The sequence below is a fragment of the Zunongwangia pacifica genome (assembly GCF_023499215.1).
Lineage (GTDB): Bacteria > Bacteroidota > Bacteroidia > Flavobacteriales > Flavobacteriaceae > Zunongwangia > Zunongwangia pacifica.
The window spans coordinates 24,323-44,822 of record NZ_JAKHSK010000008.1 but is presented as its reverse complement, the minus strand read 5'-3'; the positions used below and the strand labels follow the sequence as shown (position 1 = coordinate 44,822).

20 protein-coding genes and 3 tRNA genes are annotated in these 20,500 nt (G+C 37.2%); 14 read left to right on the top strand and 9 right to left on the bottom strand.

What is annotated here, in order from left to right; all coding sequences use genetic code 11:
* Window positions 1–62 precede the first annotated feature (62 nt).
* Together L1967_RS07175 and tgt are read right to left on the bottom strand one after the other, a co-directional pair.
* On the bottom strand, window positions 63–1,139 hold the full coding sequence (locus tag L1967_RS07175; RefSeq protein ID WP_249601051.1) for an LptF/LptG family permease: 1,077 nt from the start codon (window positions 1,137–1,139) through the stop codon (window positions 63–65).
* Window positions 1,140–1,151: 12 nt separating this feature from the next.
* Window positions 1,152–2,282 (bottom strand): tRNA guanosine(34) transglycosylase Tgt, encoded by a 1,131-nt coding sequence (gene tgt, locus L1967_RS07170; protein WP_249601050.1) that lies wholly within the window; start codon window positions 2,280–2,282, stop codon window positions 1,152–1,154.
* 174 nt (window positions 2,283–2,456) lie between these two features.
* On the opposite strand from tgt, the gene L1967_RS07165 reads away from it, so the two are divergent.
* The 3 genes from L1967_RS07165 (at window position 2,457) to L1967_RS07155 (ending at window position 5,000) form a co-directional block, all read left to right on the top strand.
* On the top strand, window positions 2,457–3,302 hold the full coding sequence (locus tag L1967_RS07165) for a transketolase (protein WP_249601049.1): 846 nt from the start codon (window positions 2,457–2,459) through the stop codon (window positions 3,300–3,302).
* 25 nt (window positions 3,303–3,327) lie between these two features.
* Window positions 3,328–4,281, top strand: a complete 954-nt coding sequence (locus L1967_RS07160) for a transketolase family protein (protein WP_249601048.1) — start codon at window positions 3,328–3,330, stop codon at window positions 4,279–4,281.
* Window positions 4,282–4,406: 125 nt separating this feature from the next.
* Window positions 4,407–5,000, top strand: coding sequence for an outer membrane beta-barrel protein (locus tag L1967_RS07155; RefSeq protein ID WP_249601047.1), 594 nt, complete (start codon window positions 4,407–4,409; stop codon window positions 4,998–5,000).
* A 75-nt stretch (window positions 5,001–5,075) separates the two neighbouring features.
* Here the strand turns inward: L1967_RS07155 and L1967_RS07150 are convergent, their stop codons facing one another.
* Window positions 5,076–6,065, bottom strand: a complete 990-nt coding sequence (locus L1967_RS07150) for an FKBP-type peptidyl-prolyl cis-trans isomerase (RefSeq protein WP_249601046.1) — start codon at window positions 6,063–6,065, stop codon at window positions 5,076–5,078.
* An 82-nt stretch (window positions 6,066–6,147) separates the two neighbouring features.
* Here L1967_RS07150 and L1967_RS07145 point away from each other — a divergent pair, with 82 nt between their 5' ends.
* Window positions 6,148–6,546, top strand: coding sequence for an RNA-binding S4 domain-containing protein (locus L1967_RS07145; RefSeq protein ID WP_249601045.1), 399 nt, complete (start codon window positions 6,148–6,150; stop codon window positions 6,544–6,546).
* 10 nt (window positions 6,547–6,556) lie between these two features.
* Window positions 6,557–7,057 (top strand): phosphoribosyltransferase family protein, encoded by a 501-nt coding sequence (locus L1967_RS07140; protein ID WP_249601044.1) that lies wholly within the window; start codon window positions 6,557–6,559, stop codon window positions 7,055–7,057.
* Here the strand turns inward: L1967_RS07140 and L1967_RS07135 are convergent.
* Entirely contained in the window at window positions 7,054–7,575 is a 522-nt protein-coding gene (locus tag L1967_RS07135; protein ID WP_249601043.1) for a shikimate kinase, read from the bottom strand. The two genes, L1967_RS07140 and L1967_RS07135, sit on opposite strands and share 4 nt — an antisense overlap.
* 125 nt (window positions 7,576–7,700) lie before the next feature.
* On the opposite strand from L1967_RS07135, the gene L1967_RS07130 reads away from it, so the two are divergent.
* From L1967_RS07130 to L1967_RS07090, 9 genes are all read left to right on the top strand, one after another.
* Window positions 7,701–7,773: transfer RNA gene (locus L1967_RS07130), tRNA-Lys, on the top strand.
* A 34-nt stretch (window positions 7,774–7,807) separates the two neighbouring features.
* Window positions 7,808–7,880, top strand: a tRNA-Lys gene (locus tag L1967_RS07125).
* Window positions 7,881–7,996: 116 nt separating this feature from the next.
* Window positions 7,997–8,080 (top strand) — tRNA-Leu (locus tag L1967_RS07120).
* A 179-nt stretch (window positions 8,081–8,259) separates the two neighbouring features.
* Window positions 8,260–9,018 carry a DUF481 domain-containing protein gene (locus tag L1967_RS07115; protein WP_249601042.1) on the top strand — a complete coding sequence of 253 codons (759 nt, stop codon included), beginning with the start codon at window positions 8,260–8,262 and terminating at the stop codon, window positions 9,016–9,018.
* 156 nt (window positions 9,019–9,174) lie between these two features.
* Window positions 9,175–10,068 carry a MerR family transcriptional regulator gene (locus L1967_RS07110; protein ID WP_249601041.1) on the top strand — a complete coding sequence of 298 codons (894 nt, stop codon included), beginning with the start codon at window positions 9,175–9,177 and terminating at the stop codon, window positions 10,066–10,068.
* Between the two features lies 1 nt (window position 10,069).
* Window positions 10,070–11,533 (top strand): phytoene desaturase family protein, encoded by a 1,464-nt coding sequence (locus tag L1967_RS07105; protein ID WP_249601040.1) that lies wholly within the window; start codon window positions 10,070–10,072, stop codon window positions 11,531–11,533.
* Between the two features lie 4 nt (window positions 11,534–11,537).
* A complete protein-coding gene (locus tag L1967_RS07100; RefSeq protein ID WP_249601039.1) occupies window positions 11,538–12,377 on the top strand; it encodes a phytoene/squalene synthase family protein in 840 nt (279 codons plus the stop codon).
* A 16-nt stretch (window positions 12,378–12,393) separates the two neighbouring features.
* Window positions 12,394–12,849, top strand: a complete 456-nt coding sequence (locus L1967_RS07095; RefSeq protein ID WP_249601038.1) for a sterol desaturase family protein — start codon at window positions 12,394–12,396, stop codon at window positions 12,847–12,849.
* Between the two features lie 9 nt (window positions 12,850–12,858).
* Window positions 12,859–14,001: a lycopene cyclase family protein gene (locus L1967_RS07090; RefSeq protein WP_249601037.1), complete on the top strand. Its 1,143-nt coding sequence runs from the start codon at window positions 12,859–12,861 to the stop codon at window positions 13,999–14,001.
* Here L1967_RS07090 and L1967_RS07085 read toward each other — a convergent pair.
* The 5 genes from L1967_RS07085 to L1967_RS07065 form a co-directional block, all read right to left on the bottom strand.
* Window positions 13,998–14,561 (bottom strand): TlpA family protein disulfide reductase, encoded by a 564-nt coding sequence (locus L1967_RS07085; RefSeq protein WP_249601036.1) that lies wholly within the window; start codon window positions 14,559–14,561, stop codon window positions 13,998–14,000. The genes L1967_RS07090 and L1967_RS07085 overlap by 4 nt on opposite strands.
* 93 nt (window positions 14,562–14,654) lie before the next feature.
* On the bottom strand, window positions 14,655–16,922 hold the full coding sequence (locus L1967_RS07080) for an aconitate hydratase (protein ID WP_249601035.1): 2,268 nt from the start codon (window positions 16,920–16,922) through the stop codon (window positions 14,655–14,657).
* A 336-nt stretch (window positions 16,923–17,258) separates the two neighbouring features.
* On the bottom strand, window positions 17,259–18,212 hold the full coding sequence (locus L1967_RS07075) for an AAA family ATPase (protein ID WP_249601034.1): 954 nt from the start codon (window positions 18,210–18,212) through the stop codon (window positions 17,259–17,261).
* Between the two features lie 13 nt (window positions 18,213–18,225).
* Window positions 18,226–19,677 carry a peptidylprolyl isomerase gene (locus L1967_RS07070; RefSeq protein WP_249601033.1) on the bottom strand — a complete coding sequence of 484 codons (1,452 nt, stop codon included), beginning with the start codon at window positions 19,675–19,677 and terminating at the stop codon, window positions 18,226–18,228.
* Window positions 19,640–20,500, bottom strand: coding sequence for a peptidyl-prolyl cis-trans isomerase (locus tag L1967_RS07065; protein WP_249601032.1), 861 nt, complete (start codon window positions 20,498–20,500; stop codon window positions 19,640–19,642). The genes L1967_RS07070 and L1967_RS07065 overlap by 38 nt, the downstream gene beginning before the upstream one ends.

The window sequence follows — 20,500 nt, the reverse complement described above, 5'->3', positions numbered from 1 at the left end:
TGAGCCTACAAATATAACAAACTTTAAATCGAAGAATTAAAGCCTGAGCTTAATTATTTTTATTAACGTTTTGCTTTTAACAATAAAACCACCGCTAAGATCCCAAAAGAGATATTGGGAATCCAAACTGCCAGAAGCGGCGAAAAGGTTGACTGCTCGGCTATTGTACCAAAAACCTTATCAAAAAAGATAAAAATAAAGGCCAGGGAAATTCCTACAGCAAGATTTACACCCATCCCGCCACGGCGCTTCATAGAAGATACTGCTACCGCGATAATAGTCAATATAAATGCGGAAACCGGAATACTGACTCTTTTATAGGCGGCCACCAGATACATATTCATATTGCCCGATCCACGGCGACTTTCTTTTTCTATAAACTCGTTTAATTCTGAAAAACTTAAGGTTTCAGCGATATAAGTTTCTGGCGTTAATTCGTCAAATTCAAAAGGTAAAATCGTATCTAATTTGGCTTGACTACTCATTATATCTCCGTTTTCACCAATAACCCTCTTATCCACATTAGTCAAGGTGTATGTAGAATCTTCAGTATTAAATTTTAACCTGGAAGCACTTATTTTAAATTTTAGCTGATTGCCATCAAAATGTTCTATCACAAAGTTACTGGCCGTATGTGTTTTGGGACGAAAATGACTGGCATAAATCACCTCGTCATCGTTTACCTGCCGATATACATCTTTAGTTTCCTGGGTTTCGTGACCTCGCTTTAGATATTCGTATTTAAATTCATTAAAACCTTTGCTGGCCTTGGGTGCCAAAAACATACTTAGTCCTAAAGCTGCAATACATACGATAGTTGCCCCAATTATATAGGGTCTTAAAAATCGATAAAAAGAGACCCCACTACTTAAAAAAGCAATAACTTCGGTATTATTAGCCAGTTTTGAAGTAAACCAGATAATGGATAAAAATAAAAAGAGCGGAAATAAAAGATTGGCAAAATAAATCGTGAAATTTAGATAGTATTCGGCGACCTCCATAAAAGGAACTTCATTTTCAAGAATCTTATCTATTTTTTCAGCAAGATTAACCGTTATCCCAATAGGGATAAACAATAACAGCATCATACTAAAGGTTCCTAAATAGCGCTTTAAAATATACCAGTCTAAAATTTTCAAACTACGATGTTTTTATAGTCTTTTATCCATTTGTTTCACCATCATATCCTTCCAGGTTCTAAAATCTCCTGCTAAAATATGCTTTCTGGCCTCTCGTACCAGCCAAAGATAAAAACCAAGGTTATGAATGGTTGCAATTTGCTTGCCAAGCATTTCATTAACGCTAAATAAATGGCGAACGTATGCTTTAGAATATTGGGTATCTACAAAGGTAATTCCCATATCATCTATTGGGGAAAAATCGTCTTCCCATTTTTTATTTTTGATATTGATAGTGCCGTGTGCTGTAAAAAGCATTCCGTTTCTTGCATTTCGGGTAGGCATTACACAATCGAACATATCGATACCAAGAGCGATATTCTCTAAAATATTGATGGGAGTTCCCACACCCATTAAATATCGTGGTTTATCTTCAGGAAGGATCTCGGTCACCACTTCCGTCATTGCGTACATTTCCTCGGCAGGCTCACCAACAGATAAGCCTCCTATTGCATTTCCTTCTGCATTTCTAGACGCAATATATTCTGCAGACTGTTTTCTTAGATCTTTATAGGTACTTCCCTGAACGATAGGGAACAGTGTTTGATTATATCCATAAAGTGGCGGTGTATTCCCAAAATGCTTAATACATCTATCCAGCCAGCGATGCGTCATTTGCATCGATCGTTTGGCATAATTATAATCACAGGGATAAGGAGTACACTCGTCGAACGCCATAATAATATCAGCTCCTATTTCACGCTGAATTTCCATTACATTCTCTGGCGTAAACGTATGATAAGAACCATCGATATGCGATTTGAACTTTACCCCTTCTTCTTTTATTTTTCTTCTTCCTGAAAGCGAATAAACCTGATAACCTCCACTATCGGTTAGAATATTACGATCCCAGTTCATAAATTTATGAAGTCCGCCTGCCTTTTTTAGGATCCCGGTTTTAGGACGTAAATAAAGATGATACGTATTTCCTAAAATAATATCCGGATCAATTTCTTGCTTTAACTCGGTTTGATGCACCCCTTTTACAGAGGCTACCGTTCCTACAGGCATAAAAATAGGGGTTTCTATAACTCCGTGATCTGTAGTAATCTTACCGGCTCGGGCTTTACTGGAGGGATCGGTCTTTAAAAGTTCAAATTCCATAAAAATTTTTAATGGCTGCAAAGATACTTAACATTTCTGCAAATTAAAGTATTAAGATATTCCAAAAATAAAATGTAAATTTAACACTTATATAAAATACTCATTCCCTTTAGTTTTGAGAAAGCATAATATTAGCTTATTTTAGCAAGAAATATTCACAACAATAACTATATAATGGCAAACATTGAAGAATTAAAAAGTTTTGCTACCCAAGTACGCAGGGATATTGTAAGACAGGTTCATAAAGTAAACTCTGGCCACCCGGGAGGTTCTCTTGGATGTACCGAGTTTTTAGTAGCACTTTATCAGGAAATAATGGATCACGATCCTAGTTTTAATATGGACGGAATTGGAGAAGACATTTTCTTCCTTTCTAACGGTCATATTTCTCCCGTTTTCTACAGTGTACTTGCACGCAGCGGATATTTCCCTGTTGAAGAATTAGGAACATTTAGAATGATTAATTCTCGCCTGCAAGGACACCCAACGACTCACGAAGGGCTTCCGGGAGTACGCATTGCCTCTGGGTCTTTAGGACAAGGAATGTCTGTAGCTTTAGGTGCTGCACAGGCAAAAAAATTAAATAAAGATCATAAACTGGTATTTACACTTCATGGCGATGGTGAGCTTCAGGAAGGTCAAAACTGGGAAGCAATCATGTATGCCGGGGCAAACGGAGTGGATAACATTATCTCTACAGTAGATGTGAACGGCCAGCAAATTGATGGTAGTACAGATACCGTATTAAACATGGGAGACCTAAAAGCTAAATTTGAAGCTTTTGGATGGGATGTTTTAAAAGTTGCTGAAGGAAATGATATCGAAAAAGTAATCGAAGGATTAAAAGAAGCTAAACAACACACCGGTAAAGGAAAACCTGTTTGTGTTTTACTTACTACAGTAATGGGTAACGGAGTAGACTTTATGATGGGTACACACGAGTGGCATGGTAAAGCTCCAAACGATGAACAATTAGAAAGTGCACTTGCACAAAACCCGGAAACTTTAGGTGATTACTAAATCCTCTTTTCCAAAAAAGAATACAATGAAAAAATACACTTATACAGAAAAACAAGATACAAGAAGTGGTTTTGGAGCAGGACTTGCAGAGCTTGGGAAAACCAATGAAAAAGTAGTTGCGCTTTGTGCCGACCTTACCCCTTCTTTAAAAATGGCCGATTTTATTGAGGCGAATCCAGAGCGTTTTTTCCAAACAGGAATTGCTGAAGCAAATATGATGGGAATGGCCGCAGGATTAACTATTGGAGGTTATATCCCTTATACCGGAACTTTTGCAAACTTTTCTACAGGCCGTGTTTACGACCAGATTAGACAGTCTATTGCTTATTCTGGGAAAAATGTAAAAATTTGTGCTTCTCACGCAGGTTTAACTTTAGGAGAAGATGGGGCAACCCATCAGATTCTTGAGGATATTGGACTTATGAAAATGTTACCGGGAATGACCGTGATCAACCCTTGTGATTATAACCAAACCAAGGCAGCGACCATTGCCATTGCGGAACATGAAGGTCCTGTTTACTTACGTTTTGGACGTCCTAAAGTGCCAATTTTTACTCCGGCCGATCAAAAATTTGAAATTGGTAAAGCCATTATGCTGAATGAAGGTACCGATGTTACCATAATCGCTACAGGTCATTTAGTATGGGAAGCCATTAAAGCCGGCGAAGCTTTAGAAGAAAAAGGTATTAGTGCTGAAATTATCAATATTCACACGATAAAACCTCTAGATGAAGAAGCGATTATTAAATCGGTTAAAAAAACCGGATGCGTGGTTTCTGCTGAAGAACATAACTTCCTTGGTGGTTTAGGAGAGAGTGTTGCCAGAACCTTAGCCGAGCATCACCCCGCTCCACAGGAGTTTGTAGCCACAAAAGATACTTTTGGTGAAAGTGGCACTCCTGAACAATTAATGGACAAATACGGCCTTAACGCTGAAGCTATTGTAGCTGCTTCAGAAAAAGTTATAAAACGTAAATAAAAGCTTAAAAAGCGTTAAACTATCACAAAACAAGCCTTTTAAATTCATATTTAAAAGGCTTTGTTATTTTAGATGAAAATTTTACCGGTTAATTTGCGTTTTATACTTAACTAATAAATTATATCATGAAAAAAATTTTAATCATTATGCTGTGCCTGGCCTCTACAGGATTATGGGCACAATCTACCGAATTTGGTATTAAAGGAGGGCTAAATTATGGATCTACGGGAGATATCGATAACTTTTCAGACGCTAAAGAAGATTTTCCAGACATCACCAATGGAGAAGAAAAAGCAGGTTATCATTTTGGAATATTCGCTAAATTTGGCATCTCCTCGGTTTTCATTCAACCCGAGCTTGTATACACCAAATTGTCTACAGATTATGGAGCATTCGACTATAATCTGAATAAAATAGACTTACCGGTATTATTGGGAATCGATATTCTTGGCCCGTTAAATGTTAAAGCAGGCCCCTCATTCCAGTACATTACCAATAACGAAATTGAAAATGGCACCTTTAAAATCAGTGATGTAGAAAACGATATTACCGTAGGCTATCAATTAGGAGCCGGAGTTAACTTAGGTAATTTGGGACTGGATGTACGATATGAAGGCGCATTTACCGATAACACCGCTTTTAGTGAAACCGCAAGTGAAAATTTTGGCATAGACTCCAGACCTTCACAATGGATTTTTAGTTTGTCTTTAACCCTTTAATAGATGCAAGATGAACTAAAAAAGCTCCTTTTATCAATTTTAAAAGGAGCTTTTTTTATATTGAAATCTGATCGTTTATTCTTCTTCTACAGGCTGAAAATAATCAGCATCTAAATAATTAGGCGTACCATTATTATTACTATCCGGGAAAGTTATAGTACCATCGGCGTTGATAATTATTTCACGACGCGTCGCTAAACCATCCCCGTCATCATCTCTATCTGCATAATTTGGTAATCCGTCCCCATCGGTATCATCATTATATATATCGCCATCACCATCAATATCTTCCATCCAGCTTGGGATACCATCCCCATCATGATCGGCTTCATTTACATTTAATAAGTGAAATGTGAAAATTAACGGGCTATATTCTTTTCCTCCAATTGGAGTATTAAAATATCCTAGCCCTGAGGGTGCAAATAAAGCTCCTATTCCATAATCATTAGACCATTTTATGGTATTATCGGGATTTACACTATAGTCTGAAGCTCCTCTAAATTCGATCATAGCTTCTCTAAATCCTACGGCTTTCACACCTCCCTCTATATAAGGTTGACCTGTATTAGGGTTTATAAAAACGGAACCCACCAGATCGAACCATACCGGCGAATTAATACTATTATCAAAAACTTTAGAAGAAAGTAGTTCTCCTTTATATCTAACAAAAGTAGAATCTGTAAAATGTGGCTTTTCACCAACACCTTCTCTAACTTTCAATATATAAAGATTGTAATCCAATTCGATTTCATTCACCTTATAGGTCACTTTTTTCGTTTCCAAAAGCGGTGATTCCAAAATTGGTTTTTTATCACTGTTTTCCCCAGCAATAGTATCAAATACAATATTATAGTCAAAATCTGAAGCAGGGCTTTCAAATTCTTCGTAATTATAAAAATGCGTTTGTAAATATTCTACAATACTATCATCGTCTATCACCGCCTGTTCCTGCTCGTCCCTTAATTCTATCGGCTCTATTTTGCCTCCATCATCATCTTTATTACAACTCGTAAAAATAAGGCCAGCCAAAGCAATTCCGGCTAATAAATATTTGTTTAATCGCATTGTCTCGTTTTTTAAGGGCGCAAGATACAATAATCTTGTATTTTTGTTTATGATTATAGAACAGTTTTAGGGACCAATTATTATGAGAGTTGATAAATTTTTATGGAGTGTACGGTACTTTAAAACCCGAAGTATTGCCACCAATGCCTGTAAACAGGGGAAGGTGAAAATGAACGGTAGTAACATAAAACCTTCTAAAGAGGTTTTTCCCGGCGATAAACTGCTGGTAAGAAAAAACCAGATAGACTATCAGTTAGAAGTATTAGACCTCCCTCCAAGCAGGGTTGGTGCCAAACTTGTCACCATCTATATACAGGATCACACTCCAAAAGAAGCTTTTGAAAAATTAGATCTTCTAAAATATTCTAAAGAGTATTACCGAAAAAAAGGCACCGGAAGACCTACAAAAAAAGATCGTCGGGATATCGAAGACTGGTTTGATAATGCTGGTGACACTGAAAATAAAGAACAAAATACTTAATAGCGCTTAAATGAAAGAAAAGGTTCAGATTTTAAATCATGCTGAAATTGCTCAAAAAACCAAGCGTATCGCATTTCAGATCTACGAAAATAATATTAACGAACAGGAAATCGTTCTTGCCGGTATTGCCCGCAAAGGTTTTAAACTGGCAAAAAGAATCCAGGCCGAATTAGAGAAAATCTCCCCGCTTCACATTATTCTGTGTGAGGTAAAGGTAGATAAACAACATCCATTAAATGCCATCACCACCTCTATACCGTCGGAAAAATACAGTAATAAGTCGATTGTACTGGTAGACGATGTTTTAAACTCGGGCACCACTTTAATCTACGGTGTACGCCACTTTTTAGACGTTCCTTTAAAGCAATTTAAAACGGCGGTACTAGTAGACCGTAATCATAAAAAATACCCTGTAAAAGCCGATTTTAAAGGTATATCACTTTCTACCTCTTTAAACGAAACGGTAAAGATCACTTTTGAAGAAGGTAACGACAGGGCCGAGCTTGTTTAAGCTAGCCTGGATTTTATTTCTTCTAAAATTACTGTGGGTGTAGCATGATCTACATCCACAATGATATTAGATTGATTGTAATAGTACGCTCGCTCAAAAAGGTGCTTTCTTATAAACTCTTCCAGCTGCTCTTTAGTATCCAGGTGGCTAATCACCGGGCGGTGCACTTTCTCTAAAAACAATCGTTGTGTTAATTGTTCGACCGAGGCTTTTAAGTACACGGTTTTATTTTCAGGATCACTCTTTATCAATTCAAAATTATTTCCGTAGCACGGAGTTCCGCCTCCAAGAGAGATAATCATCTCTGAATTTGACGCCAAAATATCCTTTAAAACTTCATTTTCGAGTTTTCTGAAATATAATTCTCCTTTTTTTTGAAAAATTTCATGAATAGTAGTGCCTTCCATAATTTCAATCTGATCGTCCATATCTACAAATGGGTAACCCATTGAATCAGAAAGCATTTTACCAATAAGGGATTTCCCAGACCCCATATAACCATTCAAGAAAATTTTCATACTATAGCCGTTTTTTTCAAGTTAATTTTTACTGAAAGCAAATTTAATTTAAAATAAGCTTGAAAAATAAAAAATTGATTATATATTTGCACCCGCATTCGCAAAACGACGGATGCTTATTTAATGATCTGGTAGCTCAGTTGGTAGAGCATCTCCCTTTTAAGGAGAGGGTCCTGGGTTCGAGCCCCAGCCAGATCACTTTTTTGTTCTTATTTTTATTACATACAATTTTGATCTGGTAGCTCAGTTGGTAGAGCATCTCCCTTTTAAGGAGAGGGTCCTGGGTTCGAGCCCCAGCCAGATCACTAAGATGTGGATGGGCGAGAAGTTTATCTTGAGCGAAGTCGAAAGAAGCCCCAGCCAGATCACTTTTTATTTAGGGTTTCCAAAACTCTTTTTAGCCCTTTAGTGCGGCGCATTTGCCCAGGTGCTGGAATTGGTAGACAGGCATGGTTGAGGGCCATGTGTCCATTAGGGCGTATGGGTTCGACTCCCATCCTGGGCACTTCTACTTTTTGTTATTTTTCCAATCCGATTCCTTGCTAACAGGAAATAAGCTACAGGTTATTTCATTCTCTCATTCACAATTCTTTTCCCATTCCATATTCACAATGTACATTCATCCTAATATCTTCCTTACGAATTCATCAAAGCTTTTATCTTTGCTTTAGCTGAACATCGTCTATGCCTAAAAAGTTAATATTCATTTGCTTATTTATCCCCGGTTTATTAAATGCCCAACTGGTGAATATAGAAACCAAACGTATCCAGTCTGATTCTATTCGCTTTGTGCTTAATGCCGATTTTGGGTTTAACCATTCTAACAACGATGGCGTTAGCGTAAATCAGATCGAGGCCTCTTTAACCACTCAAATTCGATCCAAAGACCTAAAGAAAACCTATCTCTTGTTGGGGAACTATAATCTTGTTGATGCTGATGAAGGAAACTTACAAAATTCCTGGTTTCTGCATGGGAGGTTTAATTATAAAATCCATAAAATTATAAGATTAGAAGCCTTTGTACAGGGACAATATAACCAGCTATTGGTGGTACGGCAACGAAACCTGATTGGTGCAGGATTACGATTGAACTGGATTAGCCGTAAAAATTTTACGGGACATCTGGGCAATAGTTATATGTACGAAATGGAACAAAGTGATACGATAGGAAGCACCATGTACAATCATAGAAATAGTACCTATGTGAGCTTTTCGTACACCTCGGCTTCTAGAAATTTTATATTAACCAATACGTTTTACTATCAGCCTTTGTATAAGGATTTAAGCGATTATCGATTACTTGAGCAGTTTAGGTTTGATTTCCCTTTAAACCGATGGCTTAAATTCTTTGCGATTTACGACTACTATTTTGATAGCAAAACCCCGCTGAATACCAGGGAATATACCTCTAAACTACAAATGGGGCTTGGGATTAGTATTTAAAGAATTTCTTTGTTTTTACAGCACTTAAAAAACGATCCTATTTCCCATTTTTTTAAATTTTGTTTAATCAATTAACGCATAGATTAAACATTTTAACTTTTCCCTATGTAAATTACAGGTACTATTTATTTAGATTTGTTTAGTATCACAGGTAATATGGAATTAATCAAACAAAACTTTAGCATTAAAGACCTAGAAAACCTTAGCGGTATCAAGGCACACACCATAAGAATGTGGGAAAAACGCTATAATATTTTAAGCCCGGAACGTACCGAGACCAACATTAGGATGTACGATAGTTCCAGTCTTCAAAAAATATTAAACATCGCTTTTCTTAACGAAAATGGGTATAAAATCTCCAGAATTTCAAAACTAAGCGAGGAAGAAATTACCGCAATGGTACATCGTATCACGTCTAGCATTAGTGACGAAAACAGGGCGATCAACCAATTTAAGATGGCCATGATGAATTTTGATGAGACACTTTTCGATAAGACCTACAAGGGCTTACTCGAAAAGAAAAGCTTTAAAACCATCTTTAACGATATCTTTCTTCCGCTTTTAAATGAAGTGGGAATGCTTTGGCAAACAGATACCATAAAACCTATCCACGAGCATTATATCGTAGATTTAATCAAACAAAAACTGTACTTAAATATTGTTGATATAAAAAGCACTAAAGATCCCTCTAAAGACGATCTTTTTATTCTTTTTCTGCCCGAAAACGAAATTCATGACATTGGCATTTTATACATACAATACCTGCTCTTACATGCCGGATATCAAACTATCTTTTTGGGACCAAGTTTGCCGCTTTCTAACATGAAATTTTTACTGGAACGCTATCCTAACGTACGGTTTTTAAGTTACTGTACCATTGCCCCTGTAAATATGCAGGATTTTATCAATGAGTTTCAGGAAATCATTTGTGATGGTCGCCAATACGAACTCAATCTATTTGGGCATAAAGCGAATATGATCAAAGACACCGCTTTACCCGAAAATATAAAAATATACCGCGATTTGAATAATTTTACAAAAACCATTTAAAATGAAGCAAAAAATAAGCATTATTGGCTCTGGATTTGCTTCACTTGCCGCGTCATGCTACCTGGCTAAGGAAGGCTACGACATCACGATCTACGAAAAGAACAACGAGGTTGGTGGTAGGGCGCGACAATTAAAAAAAGATGGGTTTACATTTGATATTGGCCCCACCTGGTACTGGATGCCCGATGTTTTTGAACGCTTTTTTGCCGATTTTGGTAAAAAACCGGAAGACTTTTATGAGTTAATAAAACTAGATCCTGCCTACCGTGTTTATTTTGAAAAGGGACATTGTATAACGATAGAAGACAGTCTTGAAAAAATTTATGCCGCTTTCGAAAAAGAAGAACCTGGCAGCTCTAAACCTTTAAAAAAATTTATTAAAGAAGCACAGGAAAATTACGATATCGCCATAAAAGATGTGGTCTACCGCCCCGGGGTTTCCCCATTAGAACTGGTAACGCCACAAACCGCTACCAGGATCGGACAGTTTTTTAGTACCATATCCCAAAAGGTTAGAAAAGAGTTCAACAATCAAAATCTTATTAAGATTCTTGAATTTCCGGTCTTATTTTTAGGAGCCAAACCTACCAATACGCCTTCTTTTTATAGTTTTATGAATTATGCCGACTTTGGGCTGGGAACCTGGCATCCCAAAGGAGGAATGTACCAGGTGATTCTTGGCATCCAGGCTTTAGCCGAAAGTTTAGGCGTAACCATTAAAACCAATAGCAATGTTTCTAAAATCGAAGTCGAAAATAACACCGCTAAAGGTTTATATGTAAATGATGAATTTATCGCCAGCGATATCGTGCTTAGTGGCGCAGATTATCATCATAGCGAACAGCTACTCCCTGAACAACATCGGCAATATTCAGAAAAATACTGGGAGAGCCGCACGTTTGCCCCTTCATCCCTACTTTTTTATGTAGGTTTCGATAAAAAATTAAAAGATACCGTACATCACAGCTTATTTTTTGATACCGATTTTGATGTACATGCCCAGGACATTTACGATACACCAAAATGGCCCGAAAATCCGCTTTTCTATGCCAGTTTTCCTTCAGTAACCGATAATCATATTGCTCCCGAAGGGAACGAAGCAGGAATCTTCTTAATTCCGCTTGCTCCCGATATCGAAGACACTCCGGCATTAAGAAATACATATTTCGAAAAAATTATCACTAGATTTGAAAAAATCACCAATCAAAGTGTTAAAAATAATATTATATTTAAAGAGTCTTTTTGCGTAAATGATTTTAAAGAAGCTTATAATTCTTATAAAGGAAATGCTTACGGACTAGCGAACACCTTGCTACAAACAGCCTTTTTAAGGCCTAAGCTTAAAAGTAAAAAAGTAAAAAACCTGTTTTTTGCAGGGCAGTTAACGGTACCCGGCCCGGGAGTTCCACCATCATTGATCTCGGGAAAATTAACCGCCGGGCTTATTACAAAAAATAAAAATTAATGCTATGAAATCTATGTTTGACGTTGTCTCGAGAACGTGCAGTAAAGAAGTTACCCATGCGTACAGTACTTCTTTTTCTTCTGCAACAAAAATGTTAGCTCCAAGTATACGGCAGGACATTTATAATATTTATGGTTTTGTACGATTTGCAGACGAAATTGTAGACAGCTTTCATGACTATGATAAGGAGAAGTTATTCAACGATTTTGAAACCGATTTATATAAAGCTTTAGAAGATAAAATAAGTCTAAATCCTATTCTTAACGCTTTTCAGGAAACCGTACATAAATACGATATCGATAAAGAACTGTACGTCGCTTTTATGAAAAGTATGCGATTAGACCTTCACAAATCAGATTACCTAAGTATCCAGGAATACAAAGAATATATTTACGGCAGCGCCGACGTGGTGGGGCTTATGTGCTTAAAAGTATTTGTAAAAGGAGATCAAAAAAAGTACGACCAACTTAAAGAATCTGCCATGAGCCTGGGCTCGGCCTTTCAAAAGGTGAATTTCTTAAGAGACCTAAAAGCCGATTTTGAAGATTTAAACCGAAGTTATTTTCCGAACACCAATCTTGATCAATTAGATGAAGCCAGTAAAAAAAGGATTATTGCTGAAATTGAAGAAGATTTTAGACAGGGCTTAAACGGAATCATTCACCTACCCGTAGAAGCGAAATTTGGGGTGTATACCGCTTATATTTATTACAAAAAATTGCTGTGTAAATTAAAGCAAACACCGTCTTTAGAAATCAAGAAAAAACGAATTAGGGTATCAGATTACCAAAAAGCAGGATTACTTGCAAAGTCTTATATCTCATGCCGACTAAATCTTATATAATTTGTATTTTTAACCTATGACTACAGTACTTTGGATCGCAATATTTTTAGCCACTTTTATAGGCATGGAAGGTATGGCATGGTTTACCCATAAATACATTATGCATGGCTTTTTATGGAGCCTTCACAAAGACCATCACCAAAAAGATCACAGCAGCTGGTGGGAACGTAACGACCTGTTTTTTGTATTTTACGCGGCGGTAAGTATTGGCTGTTTTCTTTTATGGCGCTATGAAAATGTGTGGTTTACCTTACCTATTGGATTAGGAATTTTAGCCTACGGAATCGCCTATTTTAGCGTTCACGATATTTTTATCCATCAGCGTTTTAAGATCTTTAGAAACGCCAATAGCACGTATGCAAAAGGTATTAGAAGAGCACATAAAATGCATCACAAACATATTGGTAAAGAAGACGGTGAAAACTTTGGGATGCTATTTGTACCTTTTAAATACTTCAAAAAATCTAAGTAACCCCAACCTATGCTAGGCCCTGTATATTTTTATGCGATTGTTGGGGGCGGCCTGGCAGGACTTCAGCTCGCTTTGCGCTTAAAAGATGATGTTTTCTTTAAAGGAAAGAAAATAGCGATTATCGATCCTTCTTTTAAAATCACCAAAGATAAAACATGGTGTTTTTGGGAAAAAGGCCATGGTCGTTGGGATGCTTTAATTACTGCGGAATGGCAAAAAGGGAAATTTATTTCTACTATTGCTAATGAACATTTAGACCTTGCTCCCTATTCCTATAAAATGCTGACTTCTGAAGATTTTTTTGAATATGCGTTAGCTGAAATTGGTAAATCTAAAGACTTCATTTTAATAGAAGATGAAATTTCAGAAATCGATCCGGTAACCATGAAAGCGATAGGCAAAAACAAGACCTACAATGCCACTCACTTTTTTGATAGCCGTATACCTTCCGCTTATTACGAGACCAATGAGCACACCAAGATTTACCAGCATTTTAAAGGCTATCACATAAAATCTGAATCGCCTGTTTTTACGACTAATCAATTTACGATGATGGATTTTAGGCTTCGTTATAAAAACAGTACAAGTTTCACCTATATTTTACCTTTCTCTGAAAACGAAGCGCTCGTGGAATATACCTTTTTCACTCCGTTTCTTACAGAAGAAACTATCTATAACGAGCAGCTACAACACTACATTTCAACATACTTAAAATCAGATTATTACGAAATTACAAAGGAAGAGCAGGGCGTTATCCCCATGACCGATTTCCCCTTCGATAAAAATAATAGTGATAAAATCACCAAAATCGGTACCGGTGGCGGCTGGGTTAAGGGTTCTACGGGTTACGCCTTTAAACACACCGAAAAAAACATCTCAAAAATCATCGAAAATATTAAATCTGGTCACGAACCTTCTAAAGATCTTTTCAGAAAAAAATATAAAATTTACGATGCCATTTTTTTAGATGTACTTGCCCGTAGAAACGACAAAGGAGAACAGATTTTCAGTAAATTCTACCGTAAAAATTCGGTAGAGGAAATTTTTGCCTATTTGGATGAAGAAACTTCTTTTAGCGAAGATTTAAAGATCATGTTTAGCCTTTTTGACCCTGAATTTATTATTTCCTTTTTCAGAAAATTCCGCTTTTAATGAGCCAAAAGCTGGTCTAAAGTATTTCTAAAACCGGCACTGTTCCAATCGGCAGCACCTTCTTTTTTAATCACGATCTTCCCATTTTTGTCGATAAGATAAGAGGTTGGCAATTTGTAGCCTTCTAAAGGATCGGGATAATTGGTTTTCATGCGATATACCGGTAAATCATAGCCTTTAGCGTTCATAAACCCCTGACTTTTTTCCAAATCCTCTCCACTAATAAAAAGAAAAACCACTTTATCTTTATAATCCTGATATACCTCATCTAAACTCGGCATTTCTGCAATACATGGCGGGCACCAGGTGGCCCAGTAATTTATTAGAATCACCTTTCCCTTAAATTGGTTAAAATCGACTTCATTTTTAAAACGGTCTTCTAATATCCAGTTATACGATTCTATTTCTGGGCGTTCCTCTTCATCGGTCACTCCTGGATTTGAAGCAATAAGCTTATTAAAAACAATAGCAATTGGGGTTCTTGTTTGGGGAATGATCATTGCCAAAATAATCACCACCATAATAATGTTTATCCACTCGTTTTTAAAAAACTTTTTCATACTACAAAAATAGATAAAACAAAAACTCCCACTAAATATAGTGGGAGTTTTAGCAAATTTTATTTAAAACATTAATCCTTTAAGGGATTACCATTAAGCGGCATTTTCCTTTTTGATTAAGTTTAATGCTGAACCATGCTTATACCATTCGATTTGTGGTAAGTTGTAGGTATGCTCAGCTTTAATGGTATCTTTAGATCCATCAGCATGTACGATCTCGATCGTGATTTCCTTATCTGGAGCAAATTCAGCAAGGTCCACAAAGTTAAACGTATCATCTTCCTGAATTAGATCATAATCATTTTCGTTTACAAAAGTAAGCGCTAACATTCCCTGTTTCTTAAGGTTAGTTTCGTGAATACGGGCAAAAGATTTTACCAGTACCACTTTAACACCTAAGTGACGAGGCTCCATAGCAGCATGCTCACGAGAAGAACCTTCCCCATAGTTGTGATCTCCCACAACCACTGTTGGCACTCCTTCTTTTTTGTATTCTCTTTGTACAGCAGGTACGCCATCGTACTCTCCTGTAAGCTGATTTTTTACAAAGTTGGTTTTCTTATTGTACGCATTTACAGCACCAATAAGACAGTTATTAGAAATATTATCTAAGTGACCACGGTAACGTAACCAGGGACCCGCCATAGAAATATGGTCGGTAGTACATTTACCCCAAGCTTTAATTAATAATTTAGCCCCTGTTAGGTTTTTACCATCCCAAGGCTCAAAAGGAGTAAGTAATTGTAAACGCTCACTGTCTTCAGCTACTTTTACTTCTACACTACTACCATCTTCTTTTGGCGCGATATAACCTGCATCTTCTACCGCGAAACCTTTTGTTGGAAGTTCAATTCCTTGTGGTTCATCTAGCATTACCTCTTCCCCATCCTCGTTGATTAATTTATCACGAGTTGGATCGAAATCTAAACGCCCTGAAATCGCAATAGCAGCAACCATCTCTGGAGAACCTACAAAAGCGTGTGTATTTGGATTACCATCTGCACGCTTAGAAAAGTTACGGTTAAAAGAATGAACAATAGTGTTTTTCTCTTCTCCCTTACGGTCACTACGATCCCACTGACCGATACATGGTCCACAGGCATTTGTAAATACAGTAGCATCCAGATCTTCAAAAATCTGTAAAAGTCCGTCACGCTCTGCGGTATATCTAATTTGTTCAGATCCCGGGTTAATACCAAAATCTGATTTTGATTTTATTTTCTTGTCAACCGCCTGCTTTGCAATGGAAGCGGCACGGGTTAAATCTTCATAAGAAGAGTTGGTACAAGACCCAATTAATCCCCAATCTACATTGATTGGCCAGTCATTTTCCTTCGCTTTTTCTCCCATTTCAGAAATTGGAGTGGCTAAATCTGGAGTGAAAGGTCCGTTTAAGTGAGGTTTTAATTCAGAAAGGTTAATTTCGATAACTTCATCAAAATATTGTTCTGGATTAGCGTAAACCTCATCATCACCGGTTAAATGCTCTTTTACCACGTTAGCTGCTTCAGCTACATCCTCGCGGTTGGTCGCTTTTAAGTAACGCTCCATAGACTCATCATAACCAAAAGTTGAAGTGGTTGCACCAACCTCAGCTCCCATGTTACAAATGGTACCTTTACCGGTACAAGACATAGAACGGGCACCTTCACCAAAATATTCGATAATTGCACCGGTCCCCCCTTTTACGGTTAAGATACCTGCAACTTTAAGAATGACATCTTTAGGGGCTGTCCATCCTGAAAGTTTACCGGTTAATTTCACACCAATAAGCTTAGGGAATTTAAGCTCCCATGGCATACCTGCCATAACATCTACAGCATCGGCACCACCAACACCAATAGCCACCATACCTAAACCACCTGCGTTAACCGTGTGAGAATCGGTACCAATCATCATTCCTCCAGGGAATGCATAATTTTCTAATACTACCTGGTGAATAATCCCGGCACCAGGTTTCCAGAAACCAATGCCGTATTTATTAGAAACAGATTCTAGAAAATCGAAAACCTCGCTACTTGATTTATTGGCACTTTGCAGATCGATTGCAGCTCCCATTTTTGCCTGAATAAGGTGATCACAGTGTACTGTGGTAGGAACAGCTACTTTCTTTTTACCAGCTTGCATAAATTGCAATAAAGCCATTTGTGCAGTTGCATCCTGGCAGGCAATTCTATCTGGAGAGAATTCTACATAATCTTTTGCTCTCTCGTAAGCTTTGGTTGCTTCACCGTCCCATAAATGAGAATAAAGAATTTTTTCTGCAAGAGTTAAAGGTTTACCAACAACTTCACGTGCTTTAGTAACACGATCTGCCATCTGGTCGTACACCTTTTTGATCATATCAATATCGTATGCCATTGTTTTAAGAGTTTTTGTTCTAAAAAAGTCCAACAAAAATAAGAAATTTAAGCGGATTTCGAAAATCAAAAGCCCTTCTAAAAGGTTTGAGTAAAAGGGGTTGCAACAGATTTCAAGAAGGCAGAATATTCAATAAAAGACAAACACTATCACCTCAAAAAACATAGTACGCAAAAATTGACGTGTATTTTTAAGAATTTAATAAACTACATCACTTCAAAGAAGCAATTGATTTTATTTATAGCCATTCTTAATTATCTATCACTATAAAAAAGGAATCTATTTAAGAAGCAATTTCTCCGGTAGCTTCTAAAAGCAGATGATTATAGCAGATTATCAGAAAAGTTCTTTGATTAAGCTTTCGACAGTAACACCTTCGGCTTCGGCTTTATAATTTTTGATGATTCGGTGACGCAATATGCCAATCGCTACGGCCTGAACATTCTCTTTATCGGGAGAGAATTTACCATTTATGACTGCATGAGTTTTTGCCGCAAGGATAAGGTTTTGCGAAGCTCTTGGCCCGGCTCCCCAATCTAAATAATTTTTTACAAGCGCGGGAGCAGCCTCTGAATTTGGGCGGGTTTTTCCTACCAATTTTACAGCATATTCGATCACATTATCTGCCACCGGAATTTTTCTAATGAGCTGCTGAATATCGCTAATCTCGGCTGAAGTAAACAACGATTTGATATCATATTGCCTATCGCTAGTGGTATTTTTAACGACACTTACTTCTTCCTCGAAAGTGGGATATTCCAGATTAATCGCAAACATAAAGCGGTCTAACTGCGCCTCTGGCAAAGGATAGGTTCCTTCCTGCTCTATAGGGTTTTGTGTAGCCAGCACAAAATAAGGCGAATCTAAATGATACCGGTGCCCTGCTACAGTTACCGATTTTTCCTGCATGGCTTCTAACAGGGCTGCCTGTGTTTTTGGAGGTGTGCGGTTTATCTCGTCTGCCAGCAATATATTGGTAAACACAGGGCCTTTTATAAACTGAAATTCGCGTTTTTCATTAAGAATTTCTGACCCCAGTATATCACTCGGCATAAGATCTGGCGTAAACTGAATACGCTTAAAATCCAGTCCCAAAGCTTTAGAAATGGTATTTACCATTAAGGTTTTCGCCAGACCGGGAACGCCTATTAACAAAGAATGCCCTCCGGAAAAAACGGAGAGCAGTATTTGATCGATTACTTTTTCCTGTCCTACAATTACTTTACTTATTTCACCTTTTAAGCTTTTATGCTTTTGTACAAAATTCTCTAGTAAGCTAACGTCAGACATTCAGTAATTAATTTTATTTTTTTAACCAGTTGCTAGTATACTCACAATCCCGGTATTTTCCACTAACTTTAACGTAAGTATCCTGGATTTTTTCTTTTTGCCACTCCTGGATCGCTTTAATTCTTTTATCCTGAAGCGCAAGATCTTTAATCTTCATATAATCTGTACCGTAATCTGCAACATGCTGCGGAATCCTTTTATCGATTTTCACGATCTTAAAAATAGGGCGCCCCATTTCGTCCTGCTCGGTAAGTCGATAAGAAATCTCACCGTCTTTTAATTCTGAAATCTGACTGTAAAGTCTTGGAGGTAAATTCTTTTGATCGAAACCGGTATCTCCGGTAGTTGGATTTCTCATTTTACCACCATCAGCCTTTGTTTCCTCTCTATCTGAAACTTCTCTGGCGGCCTGGGCAAATTCGATTTCCCCATTTACAATTTTCTCCCGTACCCCATCGATCTCCTTCTTCGCCTTTTCTACTGCTGCATTATTTACATCGGGTATTAAAAGGATATGGCGTACATCGATTTCCTGACCTCTTACTTTAACCAGTTGTATAATATGATATCCATATGTAGTTTCAAAAGGTTCACTTATTTCCCCTTCGCGTAAAGAGAAAGCCACATCTTTAAATTCCTTTACAAAAGCATCTTTTCTTCCCAAACTTAAAATATCACCTCCCGTTTTTGTATCATCGGAATAAAGGATCGCCTTCGTCGCGAATTTAGAGCCGTTATCTAAAACGTCTGATCTAAATTGATTTAAACGGTCAATGGTTTTTTGCTTTTCTTCCTCAGGAACTTCAGGTTTTACCACGATTTCTGAAATTTCTACTTCGTCTCCAAAAACAGGAAGGGAATCTTTAGGAATACTATTAAAGTAAGCTCTCACTTCTTCAGGGGTAACCTCGATATCCTCTATAATTTTTTGTCGCATTTTTTGTGCAAGCTGGCTTTGTTTGTTAAGCTCGAACAATTCATTTCTAAATTCAGCTTCAGAATCTCTTTTATAAAATTCCAGCACATCTTCCATGCTCCCCAGCTGTCTTACCATACCGGCAATTTGTTGATCGATATAATTATTAATTTGTGCATCGGGCACAATAATACTATCCTGAATGGCCTGGTGCGCATAAAGTTTATTCTCCATTAGAGAGCCTGCCAGTTGGCAATCGGTCACATTTGCGGTACTACCTCCTTGAGACTGGATATCTTTTCTTGTTAAATCAACATCACTATCCAGAATAATATAATCCCCAATTACCGCAGCAATACCATCTACTTTTCTTCGAGTACCTTCCTCAGCCGTTACCGCTTCGCTTTGCGCCAGCTCTTCCTCTAGTGGGATCGAAGTGCTGTCTGTAACAATAATCTCCTGTGCTCCTGCATGTAACCCAAGCAGTATAGCCGCCAGCATCAAACTTCTCTTAATTGTAAATCTCAAATTGATTGTTTTTAATTGCATCTTTTGTAATATCCTTTTCTAACTGCTTTACCAACTCTAATTTTTGCTTATTAAGCAAAATCTGTTCCACCGTTGGTTTTGCATACTCTAATGGCGCCTGATCGTTTTTCTTAAGCGCGTCATTTACATAAATTAAATAGGTTTCTAACGAATCTTTTAACTCTATGTATTTGTCTTTTTGTACCAATTTAGCTCTGTCCCCCACGCCTAATGGTGTTACTTTGTCGTAAACCGTAGCTGTTTTTATCCAAACTGAATCGTTAAAAGAATAATTTTTAAATTGCAATGCATTTTCCTGCAATTTTACCTTATCCTCTTCGTTAAAACGAACAAACCAGTCTTTAATTTTATCAAAATTGGTATTATTTGCCTCTAAATTTATATACCTAAGTTTCACAAGATCCTGCCCAAGTTTAAAATTCTCTTTGTTCTCTTCGTAATACCTTGAAATAACAGTATCAGAAAAAACAGAATCCACTTCTTTTGAAACGATAGCCTCGGTATAGGCATTGGTATACAATTCGTTTTTATAATTTTCTACCAACTCATCAAACTCCTTTTGTCTGGCTTCCGGAAGGTTCAGTTTTGCCCTGTCGATCAATAATTGTTGTGTTGCCCAACGATTAATATAACTATTTACAATAATGGCACTATCCTCTGCCGAGGTTCCTTCACCAACCAGGCTTTTAATATCTTCCTCATATAAATAAGAATTATTTACCCGTACCACGACTTTTCGATCATCCTGAGATTTAAAAAGATCACAAGAAATAACCAAAATCGCTATAAAGCCTATTAAAATTGCCTTAAATACTTTCTTCAA

Excerpts from the sequence above, each read along its gene's own strand:
- L1967_RS07100 (WP_249601039.1), top strand. The coding sequence starts at position 11,538 with ATGAAATCTATGTTTGACGTTGTCTCGAGAACGTGCAGTAAAGAAGTT.
- L1967_RS07115 (WP_249601042.1), top strand. The coding sequence starts at position 8,260 with ATGCCTAAAAAGTTAATATTCATTTGCTTATTTATCCCCGGTTTATTA.
- L1967_RS07085 (WP_249601036.1), bottom strand. The coding sequence starts at position 14,561 with ATGAAAAAGTTTTTTAAAAACGAGTGGATAAACATTATTATGGTGGTG.
- L1967_RS07150 (WP_249601046.1), bottom strand. The coding sequence starts at position 6,065 with ATGCGATTAAACAAATATTTATTAGCCGGAATTGCTTTGGCTGGCCTT.
- L1967_RS07075 (WP_249601034.1), bottom strand. The coding sequence starts at position 18,212 with ATGTCTGACGTTAGCTTACTAGAGAATTTTGTACAAAAGCATAAAAGC.
- L1967_RS07110 (WP_249601041.1), top strand. The coding sequence starts at position 9,175 with ATGGAATTAATCAAACAAAACTTTAGCATTAAAGACCTAGAAAACCTT.
- L1967_RS07140 (WP_249601044.1), top strand. The coding sequence starts at position 6,557 with ATGAAAGAAAAGGTTCAGATTTTAAATCATGCTGAAATTGCTCAAAAA.
- tgt (WP_249601050.1), bottom strand. The coding sequence starts at position 2,282 with ATGGAATTTGAACTTTTAAAGACCGATCCCTCCAGTAAAGCCCGAGCC.
- L1967_RS07090 (WP_249601037.1), top strand. The coding sequence starts at position 12,859 with ATGCTAGGCCCTGTATATTTTTATGCGATTGTTGGGGGCGGCCTGGCA.
- L1967_RS07080 (WP_249601035.1), bottom strand. The coding sequence starts at position 16,922 with ATGGCATACGATATTGATATGATCAAAAAGGTGTACGACCAGATGGCA.
- L1967_RS07095 (WP_249601038.1), top strand. The coding sequence starts at position 12,394 with ATGACTACAGTACTTTGGATCGCAATATTTTTAGCCACTTTTATAGGC.
- L1967_RS07105 (WP_249601040.1), top strand. The coding sequence starts at position 10,070 with ATGAAGCAAAAAATAAGCATTATTGGCTCTGGATTTGCTTCACTTGCC.
- L1967_RS07145 (WP_249601045.1), top strand. The coding sequence starts at position 6,148 with ATGAGAGTTGATAAATTTTTATGGAGTGTACGGTACTTTAAAACCCGA.
- L1967_RS07165 (WP_249601049.1), top strand. The coding sequence starts at position 2,457 with ATGGCAAACATTGAAGAATTAAAAAGTTTTGCTACCCAAGTACGCAGG.
- L1967_RS07070 (WP_249601033.1), bottom strand. The coding sequence starts at position 19,677 with ATGCAATTAAAAACAATCAATTTGAGATTTACAATTAAGAGAAGTTTG.
- L1967_RS07155 (WP_249601047.1), top strand. The coding sequence starts at position 4,407 with ATGAAAAAAATTTTAATCATTATGCTGTGCCTGGCCTCTACAGGATTA.
- L1967_RS07135 (WP_249601043.1), bottom strand. The coding sequence starts at position 7,575 with ATGAAAATTTTCTTGAATGGTTATATGGGGTCTGGGAAATCCCTTATT.
- L1967_RS07160 (WP_249601048.1), top strand. The coding sequence starts at position 3,328 with ATGAAAAAATACACTTATACAGAAAAACAAGATACAAGAAGTGGTTTT.